The following is a 16,279-nucleotide window of genomic DNA, read 5'->3' on the forward strand; positions in this document are numbered from 1 at the left end:
TTTTACGGGCACTGATTAATATTCTTCGTTGGATCTCTTATGCAAGATTTTCTGCCATTTTCGAGGCCCGCCATCGGTGATGCCGAGATAAGTGCTGTCTGTGACGTATTGAAATCGGGCTGGATCACCACGGGCCCGAAGAATCATGAACTGGAACAGCAATTCTGCGACACATTCGGCTGCCAGCACGCGGTCGCGCTCTGCTCCGCCACCGCCAGCATGCACGTCACCCTGCTGGCGCTGGGCATAGGCCCGGGAGATGAGGTGATCACCCCCTCCCAGACCTGGGTCTCCACCATCAACATCATCACCCTGCTGGGTGCCGAGCCGGTCTTCGTCGACGTGGACCCGGATACCCTGATGACCAGCGCCGAGCTGATCGCGCCGCTCATCACCGCCAACACCAAAGCCATCATCCCGGTCCACTACGCCGGCGCCCCGGTCGATCTGGATCCGATCCTGACGCTGGCCGGCCGCCACGGCATTGCGGTCATCGAGGATGCCGCCCACGCGGTCGGCACCCGCTACCGGGAGCGCTGGATCGGCGCCAGCGGCACCGCCATCTTCTCCTTCCACGCCATCAAGAACCTGACCTGCGCCGAAGGAGGCATGCTGGTGACCGACGACAAGGCGCTGGCGGACAAGGTTCGGATGCTCAAATTCCACGGCCTGGGGGTGGATGCCTTTGATCGCATGAGCCTGGGCCGCAAACCGCAGGCGGAGGTGATCACCCCGGGCTTCAAATACAATCTGGCCGACATCAACGCAGCCATCGCCCTGGTGCAGCTGGCGCGCCTGCCCGAGCTCAACGCCAAACGGGCCGAACTGGTGGCACGCTACCAGGAGCGGCTGGCCGGTCTGCCGCTGGCGCCGCTCGCCGTGCCGGGCTACCCCCACCTGCACGCCTGGCACCTGTTCATGGTACGGGTCGACCCCGATCGCTGCGGGCTCGACCGGGATCAGCTGATGCAGGCACTGCAGGAGCGCGGCATCGGTACCGGTCTGCACTTTCGTGCGGCCCACACCCAGAAATACTACCGTGAACGCTACCCGACCCTCAGCCTGCCTCATACCGAGTGGAACTCGTCACGCCTGTGCACCCTGCCACTCTTCCCGGACATGACGCTGGCCGACGTCGACCGCGTGGTTGCGGCCCTTATCGACATATTGGAGTAATGCAACGTGAACAACACTGACATCAAGCTGGTTTCGGTGGTCATCCCCGTCTACAACGAGGAGGCCAGCCTGCCCGCGCTGCTGAGCCGGGTCACCGCAGCCTGCGATCAGCTGTCACAGGATTACGAAGTGATCCTGATCGACGACGGCAGCCACGACGGCTCCACCGAGCTCATCAGAGACGCCGCCGCCGTTGAGGGCAGCAAGCTGGTCGGGGTGCTGCTCAACCGCAACTACGGTCAGCACGCCGCCATCATGGCCGGCTTCGAGACCGCCAAGGGGGATCTGGTGATCACCCTGGATGCTGATCTGCAAAACCCGCCGGAGGAGATCCCTCGCCTGGTCGAAGCCGCCATGCAGGGCTACGACGTGGTGGGCACCATGCGCCGCAACCGGCAGGACTCCTGGTTTCGCAAAACCGCCTCCAAGCTCATCAACAAGTCGGTGCAAAAGGCCACTGGCGTGCACATGAGCGACTACGGCTGCATGCTGCGCGCCTATCGCCGTCACATCATCGACGCCATGCTCTGCTGCCAGGAGCGCAGCACCTTCATCCCCATCTTGGCCAACAACTTCGCTCGCCGCACCATCGAGCTGGAAGTGGGCCACGCCGAGCGTGCCCACGGCGAGTCCAAATACGGGCTGATGCACCTCATCAACCTGATGTATGACCTGGTCACCTGCATGACCACCACCCCGCTGCGGCTGCTCAGCATCGTCGGCAGCGTGGTGGCGGGCATCGGCTTTACCTTCTCCATCCTGCTGATCCTGATGCGCCTCATTCTGGGCGCCGACTGGGCCGCCGATGGCGTCTTCACCCTCTTTGCCATTCTCTTCACCTTTGTCGGCGTGCAGCTGCTGGGCATGGGGCTGCTGGGAGAATACATAGGCCGCATGTACACCGACGTGCGCGCCCGTCCCCGCTACTTCATCCACCAGATCGTGCGCAGCGCCACCACCCCTTCGCAACAGGAAGCTGAACAATGAAAGTCGTCGTCTTTGCTTATCACGATATCGGTTGCACCGGTATCGAGGCCCTGCTCGAGGCAGGCTACGAGATCCAGGCCGTCTTCACCCACGCCGATGATCCGGGCGAGAATCGCTTCTTCGGCTCGGTCGCCCAGCTCTGCGCCGAGCACAACCTGCCGGTCTACTCCCCCGAGGACGTGAACCACCCGCTCTGGATCGAGCGCATTCGCGAGCTGGCGCCCCAGGCCCTCTTCTCCTTCTACTACCGCAACATGCTCAAGCAGGCGATCCTCGACATCCCGACCGTCGGCGCCTTCAACCTGCACGGCTCCCTGCTGCCAGCTTATCGCGGTCGTGCCCCCATCAACTGGTGCCTGGTCAACGGTGAAAGCGAGACCGGCATCACCCTGCACCAGATGACCGCCAAGCCCGACGCAGGCGCCATCGTCGCCCAGCAGGCGGTGACCATTGCCGACGACGACACCGCGCTGACCCTGCACGGCAAGGTGCGCCTCGCCGCCCGGGCACTGCTGGAGCAGGAGCTGCCCAAGCTGCGCGCCGGCGACATCCGCCTCACCCCGCAGGATGAGAGCAAGGCCAGCTACTATGGCCGCCGCACCCCGGCCGATGGCGAGCTGCACTGGCACCGCCCGGCCCGCGAACTGCACAACCTGGTGCGCGCTGTCACCCAACCCTACCCGGGCGCCTTCAGCTTCGCCGGCGATCGCAAGCTGACGGTATGGAAGAGCCACTGGCTGGCCCAGCAGAGCGACAAGCAGCCGGGCACCATCCTGAGCCAGGAGCCGCTGCGCATCGCCTGCGGTGAAGGGGTGCTGGAGATAGTGGCCGGTCAGGCCGAAGGCGGACTCTATGTGCGCGGCGCCCAGCTGGCCCGCGAACTGGGGCTGGTCGAAGGGATGAAGATCGGCGCCAAGGCGAGCAATGCCCTGCGCAAGGCGCGGCTGACCCGGGTGCTGATCCTCGGCGTCAACGGCTTCATCGGCAACCACCTGACCGAGCGTCTGCTCCAGGATGGCGGCTACGAGGTGTATGGCCTCGACATCGGCTCCAGCGCGGTGGACCGCTTCATCGGTCACCCCAACTTCCACTTCGTGGAGGGGGACATCAGCATCCACACCGAGTGGATCGAGTATCACATCAAGAAGTGCGACGTGATCCTGCCGCTGGTGGCCATCGCCACCCCCATCGAGTACACCCGCAACCCGCTGCGCGTGTTCGAGCTCGACTTCGAGGAGAACCTCAAGATCGTCCGCTACTGCGTGAAGTACCACAAGCGCATCATCTTCCCCTCCACCTCCGAGGTGTACGGGATGTGCGACGATCACAGCTTCGATGAAGACAGCTCCCGCCTCATCGTCGGCCCCATCAACAAGCAGCGCTGGATCTACTCGGTCTCCAAGCAGCTGCTGGATCGGGTGATCTGGGCCTACGGCAAGAAAGAGGGGCTCAACTTCACACTCTTCCGTCCCTTCAACTGGATGGGGCCGCGTCTGGACAGCCTGGACTCCGCCCGCATCGGCAGCTCCCGCGCCATCACCCAGCTGATCCTCAACCTGGTGGACGGCACCCCGATCCAGCTGGTGGACGGCGGCGCCCAGAAGCGCTGCTTCACCGACATCGAGGACGGCATCGAGGCCCTGTTCCGCATCATCGAGAACAAGGAGAACCGCTGCGACGGCCAGATCATCAACATCGGCAACCCGGACAACGAGGCCAGCATCCAGCAGATGGCCGAGATCCTGCTCGCCAAGTTCGAGGCTCACCCGCTGCGCGACCAGTTCCCGCCGTTTGCCGGCTTCAAGCTGGTGGAGAGCAAATCCTTCTACGGTGACGGCTATCAGGACGTCTCCCACCGCCGGCCGAGCATCGCCAATGCCCGCCGCCTGCTGGACTGGGAACCGACCATCGAGATGGAAGAGACCATCGGCAACACCCTGGACTTCTTCCTGCAAGGGGCGGTCACGACGGGAGTCGAGCATGACTGAGGTAGGTCTGCGGATCGACGTCGATACCTTCAGGGGGACCCGTGACGGGGTGCCCCGCCTGCTGCAACTGCTCGACAAGCATCAGGTCAAGGGGAGCTTCTTCTTCTCGGTCGGACCGGACAACATGGGGCGCCACTTGTGGCGCCTGCTAAAACCCCGCTTTCTGCTCAAGATGCTGCGCTCCAACGCAGCATCCCTCTATGGGCTGGACATCCTGCTGGCCGGCACCGCCTGGCCCGGCAAGTCCATCGGCAAGCAGCTCGGTTCCCTGATGCGCGACACCGACAGCGCCCGTCACGAGGTGGGGCTGCACGCCTGGGATCACCACGGCTGGCAGGCCAACACCGGCCGCTGGGACCAAGCCGAGCTGGCTAGTCAGACCCGGCTCGGGGTGGATGCGCTCAACCAGATCCTGGGGCGCGAAGTGGACTGCTCCGCCGCCGCCGGCTGGCGCGCCGACCCGCTCACCACCCAGGCCAAGGAGCAGTTCGGCTTTCGCTACAACAGCGACTGTCGCGGCAGCGGCCTGTTTCGGCCCCTGCTGCAGGATGGCCGCCCCGGCACCCCGCAGATCCCGGTCAACCTGCCCACCTTCGACGAGGTGGTGGGCCATCAGGTGACGGTCGACGGTTTCAACCGTTTCCTGCTGGATCAGCTGGCGACCCCGCCGGCGCAGAGCCCTCACGTCTACACCATCCACGCCGAAGTGGAAGGGATCGTGATGGCCGAGCAGTTCGATGCCCTGCTCGGCGAAGCCAGGGCGCGCGGCATCCGCTTCGTGCCGCTCGGGGATCTGTTACCATCCGACCCGACCATGCTGCCGACCGGCCGGCTGGTACGCGGCACCCTGCCCGGACGGGAGGGCTGGCTCGGCTGCAAGGCCGAGGCCTGAGATGAATGACGCCACCTCGGGTGGCAGGACTAACCATCGCGCTAATCACACCATGCAACAGAGGATGTCATGACGTTGACCAAGTGGGCCCTGCCCCTGTTCTTTCTCTTCTTTTACCTGCTGCCGCTCGACCAGCGGCCGCTCTGGAGCCCGGACGAAAACCGCTACGCCGAGATCAGCCGGGAGATGGTGAGCACCGGCGACTGGGTCGTCCCCCACTTCCTGGGCTTGCGCTACTTCGAGAAACCCATCGCCGGCTACTGGTTCAACAGCATCAGCCAGCAGCTGTTCGGTGACACCAACTTCGCCGTGCGCTTCGCCTCGGCCGCCGCCACCGGTCTGAGCGCCCTGCTGATCTGCTGGTTTGCCCTGCAGCTGTGGCAATGCCGGCGCAAGGCCTTCCTGACCGGGCTCATCTATCTGTCGCTGCTGATCGTCTACGGCATCGGCACCTACAGCCTGCTGGACGCCATGGTCACCCTCTGGCTCAACGCCGCCATGGTGAGCTTCTACATCATCCGCAAGGAGGGCTCCCTTGGCAGCCGGGTCGGTGGTTATCTGCTGTTCGGCCTCGCCTGCGGCATGGGTTTTCTCACCAAGGGCTTCATCGCCCTGGCGGTGCCCGTGGTGGTCATCGTGCCCTACGTCATCTATCAGCGCCGCCTGCTCGAGCTGGTGCGCTTCGGGCCGCTGGCCATCCTGAGCGCGGTCCTGCTGGCCGCCCCCTGGGCCATCGCCGTGCACCTGCGCGAACCGGACTACTGGCACTACTTCTTCTGGGTTGAACACATCCAGCGCTTCGCCGCCGACAACGCCCAGCACAAGGCGCCGTTCTGGTACTACCTGCCCATGGGGCTGCTCGGCACCCTGCCCTGGCTCGGCCTGCTGCCCGGCGCCCTGCGCAAGGGCTGGCAGGAGCGCAAGATAAACCCGGAAACCCTCTACCTGCTGGCCTGGGTGATCCTGCCCCTGCTGTTCTTCAGCATTGCCAAGGGCAAGCTGCTCACCTACATCCTGCCCTGCTTCGCCCCGCTGGCCATGCTGATGGCCGCCAGCGCCGTCGACCTGCTCAAGGAGGGGAAAGAGCGGGCCTTGCGGGTCAACGCCTGGCTGAACGGCCTGTTCGGCCTCATCTGCCTGGTGGTACTGGCCGTGCTGGCGTTCGCCCCCAGCCACGCCGTCTATGGCGAGGAGGATCACGGTGCGCTGGCGGTGGCCATGGTCATCTTCGCCGGCTGGAGTCTGCTCGGCTTCATCCAGTTGAAAGAGGTCAGCCGCCGCTGGATCCTGAGCGCGCTCTGCCCCATGGTACTGGCCATCGGCCTGCCCTGGGCGCTGCCGCAATCGCTAATCGACTCCAAGCTACCGGAGCGCTTCATCGAAGCCAATCAGGCCGTGCTGATGAAGTCGGGCACCCTGCTGGCCAATGACGTCGGACTGGCCTCCTCCCTCGCCTGGGGCACCCAGCGCAGCGAGATCAACCTGTTAGACAGCAAGGGCGAGGTGCATTACGGCCTCGGCTACCCGGATGCGGCGGGGCGCTACGTGGCCCGTGCCGACTTCCCGGCCTGGCTGGAACAAGCGCGTAAAAATGGCCAGGTGGCCCTGCTGATGAAGACCGATCGCGACGGCAACACCGGGCCCGTGCCCCCCGCCGACGAGACCATCGTCAGCCACCGGCTGACCCTGCTCATCTACCACGGGGCCCAGTGATGGACATCCTGCTGCTGTTGCTGGTGTGCCTGCTGACCTGCAGCGGCCAGATGCTGCAAAAGCAGGCGGTCGTCAGCTGGCAGCGCCGGCCCTGCAACCACTGGCAGAAGCTGCGCTCACCCTGGCTCATCGCCAGCGTGGCGGCGCTCGGCTGCGGCATGCTGCTCTGGATCTACCTGCTGCAGCGGCTGCCGCTTGGCATGGCCTACCCCATGCTCAGCATCAATCTGGTGCTGGTACTGGTGGGTTCCAGACTGTTCTTTCACGAGCAGATCAGCTACCACAACTGGCTGGGGGTGGGAGCCATCATAGTGGGCGCCCTGCTGCTGGGAGGCTGGCTATGAAAGATGGTCATCCGCACGCTGGCCAACGACCGGCCAGCCCTGCAAGAGCGGCGCTGAAGGGGTATCTCTACGTGCTCGGCAGCATCTTGCTGGTGACAGCCGCCCAACTCGGCATGAAGTGGGGGGTGATACAGCTGCCGACCTGGCAGATGGATCTCGCCGTGATGCTGGCCCATCCGCTGCCGCTGCTGGTGATCCTGGCCGGGGTGGGCTGCTACGCCCTGTCGCTGCTCTGCTGGCTGGCGGCACTGCACTCCACCCCGCTCAACATCGCCTACCCCCTGCTCAGCACCAGCTATGCGCTGGTCTACCTGCTGGCGGTCAACATCCCGCTCTTCGCCGAGCCGCTGGAGCCCGGCAAGGCGCTCGGGGTGCTGTTCATCCTGCTGGGGGCCGTGCTGGTGGGGATCAAACCTGCGGCCGGCACCAAGCAGGCCGGCTAGTTTTTCTCTTTGTTTATCGCAAGGGCTGCCACGGCAGCCCTTTTTTGCGTCTGCCGCCGATGCCCGCACGCTGGCACGCCCGCGAAGCAGTTGCGCGGTGGTACTGTCAGGTCGCACACTTGACCGCACTCGGAACATGCCTTTATAACGGAACTCCCAAGGAAGAGAGAATTCTATGTCGGCAAAGCATCCCATCATTGCGGTTACCGGTTCGTCCGGGGCCGGCACCTCCACCTCCACCAACGCCTTTCGCTCCATGTTTCATCAGCTCGGTTATCAGGCAGCCGTGGTGGAAGGAGACAGTTTTCATCGCTACACCCGCCCGGAAATGGACGTGGCGATCCGCAAGGCGCGCGAACAGGGGCGCCACATCAGCTATTTCGGCCCCGAGGCCAACGACTTCGGCCTGCTGGAGAGCTTCTTTCAGGAGTACGGCCAGAACGGCAGCGGTCAGTATCGTCGCTACCTGCACAGCTTCGACGAGGCGGTGCCCTTCAACCAGATGCCGGGCACCTTCACCCCCTGGCAGAACCTGCCGAGCGACACCGACCTGCTGTTCTATGAGGGGCTGCACGGCGGCGTGGTCACCGATGAGCACAACGTGGCCCGCCACGTGGACTTCCTCATCGGGGTGGTGCCCATCGTCAACCTGGAGTGGATCCAGAAGCTCATTCGCGATACCTCGGAGCGCGGCCATTCGCGCGAGGCGGTCACCGACTCCATCGTCCGCTCCATGGATGACTACATCAACTTCATCACCCCCCAGTTCTCCCGTACCCACATCAACTTCCAGCGGGTGCCGACGGTGGATACCTCCAACCCCTTCAGCGCCAAGGTGATCCCGAGTCTGGACGAGAGTATGCTGGTGATACGGTTTCGCGGCATCAAGCAGGTGGATTTCCCCTACCTGCTGTCGATGATCGACGGATCCTTCATGTCACGGATGAACACCATCGTAGTGCCGGGCGGCAAGATGGGCTTCGCGATGGAGCTGATCCTGCGCCCGTTGATCCAGCAACTGATTGAAACCGGCAAGATCACCTGAGCCAAGGAGCTGATGATGCGGTTAGCGTTTATCTCTGTGGGATTGGCCGCCCTGCTGGGTGGCTGCAGCAGCGGCCCGGCCGCGCCGACCCTGGAAGCGGGCACCATGGTGGTGCGCCCGGCGGCCAGCTGGCCTTTCGGGGCGACGCCGCGCTATGCGCTGGCCGAGCAGTTCCAGTATGCCGGCGACAGCGCCGAGGGCTGGCTGGAGCCGGTGCAACAGGCGGTCAATCAGGAGCTGGGGCGCAAGGGGTGGCAGAGCGTGCCCCTCGACGAGGCCGATGTGTGGGTCGCCATCGGGGTGGCCGGCAGCAAGGATCTGAGCGATGGCGAGATCTTCGCCCGCCTCGGCATGACACCGGGGTTGCAGGCCAAGGCCGATGCCCGCAAGGGCACCCTGGCCATCGTGCTGCTCGACCGGCGCACCCAGCAGGCGGTGTGGAGCAGCGCCATCTCCCTGGCCAGCGACGTGGCCATCGCCGAAGGGGAGCGTCAGCAACTGAGCCAGCAACTGGCCGCCAAGATGCTCAACGCCCTGCCGCACTGACCCCCAATATGCAAAACGGCCTGCATTGAGCAGGCCGTTGTCATCACACCATGACGATCACTTGCGCTGGCAAGTCAGCAGGGTTACCCCTTTCTGGCTGAGGATGGCCTGCTTCTCCTGATTCCAGAAGGTGGTCACACCGTCGGAATACTTGGCACCGGACTCCGCCTCGACCCGGCCCAGCTTGTGATAGACCCCGGCATAGGGGAACTGCACCATGTCGGCCTGGGCATCATAGGTCACGGCCAGCAGCTCTTCACCGCACTGATACTGGCTGTACTGGTACTGGGTCGGTTGCGGCATGCTGCAGGCTGCCAGCCCCAGCAGGGGGAGTAACGCTATCATCTTTTTCATTGCACTTTCCTTATGTCATGGTGTTATTCGATCGGAAGAGCCACTGCTATCAGGCTTCAAGAATTTGATAACTATGGGTAATTTCTACCGCTTTTTCCAACATCAGGGAAACTGAACAATATTTTTCCATCGACAGATCCACAGCGCGGGCCACCTGCTTTTCGGCCAGCTCCTTGCCGGTCACCACGAAGTGGAGGTGGATCTTCTCGAATACCCGCGGCACCGAGTCAGCCCGCTCACCGGCCAGCTCCACATGGCAGGCGGTCACGGATTGACGCGCCTTCTCCAGGATGGAGACCACGTCGATCGAGCTGCAACCGCCCACCGCCAGCAGGATCATCTCCATCGGGCTGGCACCTTCGCCGGGGTTGGCACCGTCCAGGATCACCTTGTGACCGGACTCACTCTCGCCCACAAACTGCATGCCTTCCACCCAGCTGACCTTGGCTTTCATTTCACATTTCCTCTTGATGACGACAGATCTGACTGACATAGCATACCGCAGACGACGCGACAGCGGCACATATCCGCCATTTTCACGAACTTCCTGACTAACTAGATCAAAATCAACATCTGATGCCCCCATCTTCCCTACAATGGCGAACGGAACGCAGCAGGGGTTGCAAGGGGAGCTGGCAAAAGCCCTCAAAGCCTTGTCAGCACAGACAAAGGCTCTTATCCTACTGCGACTAATACAAGGAATGGCAAGGTTGGCAGCTTGCCCGGACGCACGAGTCCATAAAAAGACACTACAGAGGAATTCTCATGGTCATTGGCAAACCGCAAAGCGATCCCACCCTGGAATGGTTCTTGTCGCACTGCCACATTCATAAGTATCCCGCCAAGAGCACCCTGATCCACGCGGGTGAGAAAGCGGAAACCCTCTACTACATCGTCAAGGGCACTGTGGCCGTCTTGATCAAGGACGATGAAGGCAAGGAGATGATCCTCTCCTATCTGAACCAGGGCGACTTCCTGGGCGAGATGGGGATGTTCGAGGAGAGCGAAAACCCGGAGCGTTCCGCCTGGGTGCGTGCCAAAGGTTCCTGTGAAGTGGCCGAGATCTCCTACAAGAAGTTCCGCCAGCTGATCCAGGTCAACCCGGAAATCCTGATGCGCCTCTCCGGCCAGATGGCGGCCCGCCTGCAGCACACCAGCCAGAAAGTCGGCAACCTCGCCTTCCTGGACGTGACCGGCCGGATCGCCCAGACCCTGCTGAACCTGGCCAAGCAGCCGGACGCCATGACCCACCCGGATGGCATGCAGATCAAGATCACCCGTCAGGAGATAGGCCAGATCGTCGGCTGCTCCCGTGAAACCGTCGGCCGGATCCTCAAGATGCTCGAAGAGCAGGAGCTGATCTCCGCCCACGGCAAGACCATAGTGGTGTTCGGCACTCGCTGATCCCGTTACTGGCGGCCCCGCACTGGGTCGCCGGATAAAAAAGGCTGCCACGGCAGCCTTTTCTGATCGTCTCCCCTATAATCCCGAACGCCCCTGCCGTCATGGCCTTCGCCAAGAGAAATCCTATGCACCTGCAATGCCCTATCTGTCGCAGCCCGCTGCAACTTCATGAAGCCTCCCGCGGGGTCTACTGCGCCAACAAGCACCATTTCGATCCCGCGCCGGAAGGCTATCTGGATCTCATCCCCGGCAAGAAGAATCCCAAGGACAGCGACAGCCGCGCCCTGATGCGCGCCAAACGCCACTTCCTCGAGCAGGGCCACCAGCTGCCGCTGGTCGAGGCGATGGCCAGCCTGCTTGCCCCCCTCGAGCCGCGCGAGCTGATCCACCTGGGCTGTGGCGAGGGTTACTACTGCCGGACCCTGGCCGAGCGCCTGCCGGGCTGGCAATTTGCCGGCGTCGACATCGCCAAGAACACCATCTTTGCCGCCAACAAGGCGCAGCCGGACGCTCAGTTCGTCATCGCCGATCCGGCCCGCGCCCCGATCCTGCCGGGCACGGCCCAGTTGCTGCTGGTCAACGATCTCAAGGTCAAGACCGAGCAGCTGGTCAGCTGGCTGGCACCGGGCGGCTACCTGCTCTACCTGCAACCCGGCCCCCGCCACCAGTGGCAGCTGAGGGTCAGCCTCAACCCGGTCAGCATGGAGCACCCGCTGAGCTGGCCGAGCCTGGCCGGCCTCAATCCCATGGGTCAGCTGCGCTGCCAGTTCAGCATGCAGATGGACCAGGGCCTGCGCAGCTTCATCCTGGAGACCAGCCGCCTCGGCTGGCGCGCCAGCGGCGAGCAGCGCCACGCCTTCAGCCATCAGGGACCGGACGAACTTGAGCAGGATCTGCTGCTGAGTCTGTGGCAAAAGCCGCTGTGAGCGCACTCACCCCATGAAAAAGGCCCTGACGGGCCTTTTTTATTGCGCGGAGATGTCGTTACAGCTTGATCCAGGCATCGCTCCAGGCCGTGCCCTTGCCGGGCTCATAGGCCCAGGCCGCGCCGGCACACCAGCCGGTGTAGGGATGGGGCTTGCACTGGTAGTTGCCGCCCAGGTTGCTCACCTTGTCACCGGCCTTGTAAGCGGTGCCCTCCTTGTAGGGCGGGTTGCCATCCGGCGGCGTGGTACCGCCGCTGCCCTTGATCAGGATCTCGTGGGTGGCGCTGCGGCTCAGCCCCTTGTCGTCGGTCACCTTGAGCACGAAGCCGTAGCGGGTGTCGCTGGCCGGGGTCGGCGGCAGGATGGCGCTCAGGGTGGACTGTGTCAGATCCGAGGCGCTGGCCCCGGCAGGCAGGGTCCAGGCGTAACTGAGGGGTTTGCCTTCCGGATCGCTCGAGCCCTGGCCGGAGAGCAGCACGGTGGCGCCGCCCAGCGCCTCGCTCGGGCCGCTGATGCTGGCCACTGGCGGCAGGTTGGTGCCACCGCCGTTGTCCTCGATCACCACCTCGGGGAAGAAGTGCTGCACGCAACGGCTGTAGTCACGCTCCTTGAACGCGCTGAAGCGGGTCTGGTAGCCCACCAGCTTGCAGGCATAGCTCTTGCCACCGTTGGGGTTGCCCGGCACATAGCTCCAGTCGTTCTCCCAGTAGATGGGCAGGGCGCCGGCGCCGGCCTCGTCAAAGACCTTCATGTTCTTGCAACCGAGCACCTCGTCGGCAGGCACCGGCACGCCCAGATACTGGGTCTGGGCCTGGTAGTAGGTGATCCGGTTCTGGGACTGGGCATGCTCGGCCGCACCGCCGCACTCCACCCCGCCGTTGATGATCTGGGTGGTCACCCCGAAGCCCGGCACCAGGCCGTTCTGCCGGTCGTGGGCGTTGGGCTGCCAGGTGCCGTCGATCACGTGCAGCATGGAGGGCTTGGGCGGCTGTGGATAGACGAAGAAGAACACGGCGCTGGCGAGGTTGAGCCAGGTGTCTGCCACTTTCTCCGGGTTGTCCAGCAGGGTACGCACAGTGCCGAACATGGCCTCGGAGAAGGGGCCGTAGTTGTAGTTGTACGACAGCTGCTTGGCGCCACGACCGAAGTAGCTCTTGAACTCGCCGTTGTCGAACTTGCCGCACGGCCACTGCTGACCCTGCCACACATCCGGCCGGCACTCGGCGTTGTAGCCGCCGCGCATCTGCTCGGTCCAGCCCATCTCCCGTACCCACACCAGGCCCTGGCGCCACTCGGGCTCGGGGCGCCAGCTCTCGTGGCCGCCGGTCTCCTGGGCGAAGTGGGCGAACATGGTGGCCAGCGACTTGCGGCAGATGGCCTCGGCGTTGCGCCCGTCACTGTAATCGCCGCAGAAGGCCGGGAACTTGGCCACCGCCTGCAGGAAGCCGCGATAGGTGTACTCCGGTGCCCGCAGCGGGAACAGGAAGTTGAACTGCGACTCGCTGAGCAGCCCTTCTACCCGTTTGACGTTGGCGGGGTTGAGCGGCAGGCCGGGGGCCACCGCCTCGACCACGGCGTTGTCGCGGGTGGCGATGGAGGCCTTGACCGCCGTCATGGCCGGGAAGTCGGTGAGCGCATGCTCCCTGGCATCCAGCTCGCTCTGGCTCAGGTAGACGGTGCTGCCGTCAGCGGCGCCGCTGCCTCCCTGCGCGGGCGGGGCTATGCCCTCCCCATCCCCCGGTGGCGTCGCCTCGCCCGCCCCCAGCAGGGCCCACGGAGAATCCCACTCGTTGGCGACCTGCACGCCCGGGCTCTGGCCCGGATTGGCATACCATTTGGCCTCGTAGATCTGGCCGTTGAAACTGACTTGGCTGCCGCCGCCATAGCCCTGATTGATGTCATAGGCGCTGGCGGCCCACAGCTGACCGCTCAGACAGAGCCCGGCCAGCAGGGTGGCCACAGAGGACTTTCTTGTCATCATATTTACCTCTTGCTTGATGAAAGGCGGGGCTTGGCCCCCGCCAGTGGCACCTCGCATTGCGCGAGGATAAAGGAGAAAAACACTCAGCGCGCCGCCAGCGGCATGCCGTTGACCGTGTAGCCAAGCCCGGCCGGGGCCGGAGCAAGCTGGGCCTCGGCCTGTGACTGGTTGCGGCACAGCACGCTGGCGCTGCGCGGCTCGCTCGCGGTCGGCACGTTGACGTGGAACTTGTTCATCACGCTGGCGCTCAGCCGGTGATTGGCCAGCTTGAAGCGCAGCAGACCGTCGCGGGTCTCCACCTGCAGCTGGCAGTCACTGTTGCCGAGCCGCTCGCCGTCATCGCTATAGGCAAAGCCGTAGGCGCCGTGCAGGGCCGGATAGAGGTAGCTCGGCAGCTGCCCCTGCGGGTCGTAGTAACCGACCAGGGTGGTCACCGGCACACCGAAGGCAGCTGGCTTGCGATCAGCCGCCAGATCCGTCGGCGCTCCCTCGTTCCAGCGGCTGCCGTCGGAGCGATAGCTCTTCTTGAAGCCGCGCGAGACGGTGATCTGCTGGCCGTTGATGAAGAGGGTGCTGTTGTAGCCGGCGTTGTAGTCGATGCTGACGATGCGGCCGCGATTGACCGCTGAGGCGGCCGGCAGCTGGATGTTGCGGGTCCAGTTGCCATCCCACATGGCCACCTTGACCAGATCGTACTCGGCCAGCAGGGCGGCCAGCTTGGCCTCCCCCAGATCGCTCACTGGCGCGGTGATCTGCTCGGCGAGATCGACCCGATGGCGGTAGGGCTCCATCCTGGCCTGGCTTTCGTTCCACTTGCTGAAACCGGTGGGGGACGCTGTGTCGAACACCGCCTTGCTCTCGAGGAAACGCTGGATGATGGCGGCCGAGTTGGGGGTGTAGAGGGTGAAGCGGTTGAAGCCGGAGAGCGGCTCGCCGCCGGCCATGGCGTCGAAGCCAAACTTGCGGCCGTCAAACGGGGCCTGGCACTGGCCGTCGAGGCAGGCGCTCTGGCCGCTGCGGCTCGCAAAGAAGTTGGGGATGAAGCGGTTCTTGTCGCCATCCCAGCCCCAGGTGGCATTGATCTGATCGGCGCTGCGGTGCACCGAGCCGGCAAAGCCGCCCACGTAGTGGCCGAGACCGTAGTTGTGGCCCACCTCGTGGCTGAACTCGTTGCCAAGGGAAGCGTCGAGCGTGACGATGCCGCCCCCGCCGGAGCCGCCGTGCACCTGCACCCCGTTGGCGTACTTGCCACGGCTGTTGTGGGCCGCCAGCTGGGCCACCACGTAGGGGTGGCTGTTCTCCCCCTCCCCGGCTGTGCTGTTGATGCCGTAGTTGGCATTGTCGATGCCAAGGGAGATGAGCTCCTTGCCGATGCGCTGGCGCATGGTGCCGCTGTGCCAGCCCCCCTCGCTCGGATCAAAGTCGGTGAGCAGGGTGCCATCCGGCAGCATCACCTCCGGCAGCGACAGCGGCGCATACTGGCTGACGATGAGCCGGCTGGCGGGAATGGTCTGGAAATACTCCCGCTGGGCTTCTTTATCTTTGGCAAAGGCGAACTGGTCGCGCGGGCTGGTCAGCATGCCGATGTCGATGGTGTGAATGAGCAGCTCCCCCGGCGCCCCCACCTTGAGGTCGTTCAGCTCACCGCTCAGATCCCCCTGGCTCAGGCGCAAGGTGAGGCCGGGCATGATCCACTCGGCCGGCAGCACGGCGCTCCAGGCATCGCTGGCATAGGTGATGCCGTTGTTTTCCAGCTCGCCATCACGGATCCACTGGCCACGCACGAACTTGAACTGCTGGCTCTGGCCGCGGGAGATTGTTACCTGGCGGCCACTGAAGTAGACGGTGGAGTTGTAGCCGGCATTGGAGGCGAGGCGCACCATCTTGCCCTCCAGGCTCGCGTCGCGCGGCAGGTGGATGTCGCGCACCCAGCGGCCGTCGGCGGTCTGGATGGTGACCAGGGCATGGGGCTGCAACTTGCCGAGCAGGAAGGTGCCGCTCGGATCGCTCAGCCTGGCCAGCTCGCCGCTGCTGTTGATGACGGTGCTGGTGCCGGGGCCCGGGGTGAAGTCGACCCCCTCCTCCGGCGTTCCTTCCAGGTAATAGGCGGTCTTGGGCAGGCGGGAGGGCGGATCCAGCGTGAGGCTGCCGAGCAGCTTGCCGGCACCGTCGCGGGCCTCGAGCGCCAGCGGCGCCTGGTTGCCGGCCTGCAGCGGGCGCACCAGCAGCAGGCTCTTGCGCAGGGCGGTGAGGCGGGGCTGGTTGTCCCCCTCCCGCGGGTGGGCAGGCAGGATCTGGCTCTGGGCAAACTGGACGCCGGCCAGCAGCGACCCCTGCAGATCGTTCTGCGGACGGGTGGCGTCAAAGACCTGCGGGGTGGGTGGCTGAACGGCGGCCAGCAGCGGGCCGCTTGCCAGGGCTGCGCCGATCAGGCAGGCAAGACGTGTGGTGCATGTGGTCATGGTGGTGCTCTTTGTTGT

Annotated in this window: 15 protein-coding genes; 11 read left to right on the plus strand and 4 right to left on the minus strand. The window is 64.4% G+C overall.

Annotated elements, in window-relative coordinates; translation table 11 throughout:
• Window positions 1–39 precede the first annotated feature (39 nt).
• The 9 genes from arnB to OKC44_RS03970 all read left to right on the plus strand — a co-directional run bounded on the left by arnB (window position 40) and on the right by OKC44_RS03970 (window position 9,134).
• On the plus strand, window positions 40–1,176 hold the full coding sequence (gene arnB / locus OKC44_RS03930) for a UDP-4-amino-4-deoxy-L-arabinose aminotransferase (RefSeq protein ID WP_270811162.1): 1,137 nt from the start codon (window positions 40–42) through the stop codon (window positions 1,174–1,176).
• A gap of 6 nt (window positions 1,177–1,182) precedes the next feature.
• Window positions 1,183–2,163, plus strand: coding sequence for an undecaprenyl-phosphate 4-deoxy-4-formamido-L-arabinose transferase (gene arnC / locus OKC44_RS03935; protein WP_139391255.1), 981 nt, complete (start codon window positions 1,183–1,185; stop codon window positions 2,161–2,163).
• Window positions 2,160–4,151 carry a bifunctional UDP-4-amino-4-deoxy-L-arabinose formyltransferase/UDP-glucuronic acid oxidase ArnA gene (gene arnA / locus OKC44_RS03940; protein WP_201975857.1) on the plus strand — a complete coding sequence of 664 codons (1,992 nt, stop codon included), beginning with the start codon at window positions 2,160–2,162 and terminating at the stop codon, window positions 4,149–4,151. Before arnC ends, arnA begins: the two co-directional genes overlap by 4 nt.
• Window positions 4,144–5,043: a 4-deoxy-4-formamido-L-arabinose-phosphoundecaprenol deformylase gene (gene arnD / locus OKC44_RS03945; protein WP_270811174.1), complete on the plus strand. Its 900-nt coding sequence runs from the start codon at window positions 4,144–4,146 to the stop codon at window positions 5,041–5,043. The genes arnA and arnD overlap by 8 nt, the downstream gene beginning before the upstream one ends.
• Window positions 5,044–5,112: 69 nt before the next feature.
• Window positions 5,113–6,756: a lipid IV(A) 4-amino-4-deoxy-L-arabinosyltransferase gene (arnT, locus tag OKC44_RS03950; RefSeq protein WP_270811177.1), complete on the plus strand. Its 1,644-nt coding sequence runs from the start codon at window positions 5,113–5,115 to the stop codon at window positions 6,754–6,756.
• Window positions 6,756–7,100: an EamA family transporter gene (locus tag OKC44_RS03955; RefSeq protein WP_139391259.1), complete on the plus strand. Its 345-nt coding sequence runs from the start codon at window positions 6,756–6,758 to the stop codon at window positions 7,098–7,100. The genes arnT and OKC44_RS03955 overlap by 1 nt, the downstream gene beginning before the upstream one ends.
• Window positions 7,097–7,543, plus strand: a complete 447-nt coding sequence (gene arnF, locus OKC44_RS03960; RefSeq protein WP_139391260.1) for a 4-amino-4-deoxy-L-arabinose-phosphoundecaprenol flippase subunit ArnF — start codon at window positions 7,097–7,099, stop codon at window positions 7,541–7,543. Before OKC44_RS03955 ends, arnF begins: the two co-directional genes overlap by 4 nt.
• Before the next feature lie 175 nt (window positions 7,544–7,718).
• Window positions 7,719–8,588 (plus strand): phosphoribulokinase, encoded by an 870-nt coding sequence (locus tag OKC44_RS03965; RefSeq protein ID WP_011704920.1) that lies wholly within the window; start codon window positions 7,719–7,721, stop codon window positions 8,586–8,588.
• A 15-nt stretch (window positions 8,589–8,603) separates the two neighbouring features.
• A complete protein-coding gene (locus OKC44_RS03970; protein ID WP_011704919.1) occupies window positions 8,604–9,134 on the plus strand; it encodes a DUF4136 domain-containing protein in 531 nt (176 codons plus the stop codon).
• Window positions 9,135–9,191: 57 nt separating this feature from the next.
• On the opposite strand, the gene OKC44_RS03975 is transcribed toward OKC44_RS03970, so the two are convergent.
• Together OKC44_RS03975 and OKC44_RS03980 are read right to left on the minus strand one after the other, a co-directional pair.
• Window positions 9,192–9,488, minus strand: coding sequence for an MliC family protein (locus OKC44_RS03975; protein ID WP_011704918.1), 297 nt, complete (start codon window positions 9,486–9,488; stop codon window positions 9,192–9,194).
• Window positions 9,489–9,537: 49 nt separating this feature from the next.
• Window positions 9,538–9,942: an OsmC family protein gene (locus OKC44_RS03980; protein WP_043159607.1), complete on the minus strand. Its 405-nt coding sequence runs from the start codon at window positions 9,940–9,942 to the stop codon at window positions 9,538–9,540.
• A 311-nt stretch (window positions 9,943–10,253) separates the two neighbouring features.
• Here OKC44_RS03980 and crp point away from each other — a divergent pair, with 311 nt between their 5' ends.
• Window positions 10,254–10,892: a cAMP-activated global transcriptional regulator CRP gene (gene crp / locus OKC44_RS03985; protein ID WP_011704916.1), complete on the plus strand. Its 639-nt coding sequence runs from the start codon at window positions 10,254–10,256 to the stop codon at window positions 10,890–10,892.
• Between the two features lie 125 nt (window positions 10,893–11,017).
• Window positions 11,018–11,818 carry a putative RNA methyltransferase gene (locus OKC44_RS03990; RefSeq protein WP_016349707.1) on the plus strand — a complete coding sequence of 267 codons (801 nt, stop codon included), beginning with the start codon at window positions 11,018–11,020 and terminating at the stop codon, window positions 11,816–11,818.
• Between the two features lie 58 nt (window positions 11,819–11,876).
• On the opposite strand, the gene OKC44_RS03995 is transcribed toward OKC44_RS03990, so the two are convergent.
• Together OKC44_RS03995 and OKC44_RS04000 are read right to left on the minus strand one after the other, a co-directional pair.
• The gene (locus OKC44_RS03995) at window positions 11,877–13,799 is read right to left on the minus strand and encodes a glycoside hydrolase family 19 protein (protein WP_324015846.1); all 1,923 of its coding nucleotides are present in this window, start codon (window positions 13,797–13,799) and stop codon (window positions 11,877–11,879) included.
• Window positions 13,800–13,882: 83 nt separating this feature from the next.
• Window positions 13,883–16,261 carry a M66 family metalloprotease gene (locus tag OKC44_RS04000; RefSeq protein ID WP_270811186.1) on the minus strand — a complete coding sequence of 793 codons (2,379 nt, stop codon included), beginning with the start codon at window positions 16,259–16,261 and terminating at the stop codon, window positions 13,883–13,885.
• Window positions 16,262–16,279 lie beyond the last annotated feature (18 nt).

Source organism: Aeromonas sp. S41-2, assembly GCF_027705845.1.
Taxonomy (GTDB): domain Bacteria; phylum Pseudomonadota; class Gammaproteobacteria; order Enterobacterales; family Aeromonadaceae; genus Aeromonas; species Aeromonas hydrophila.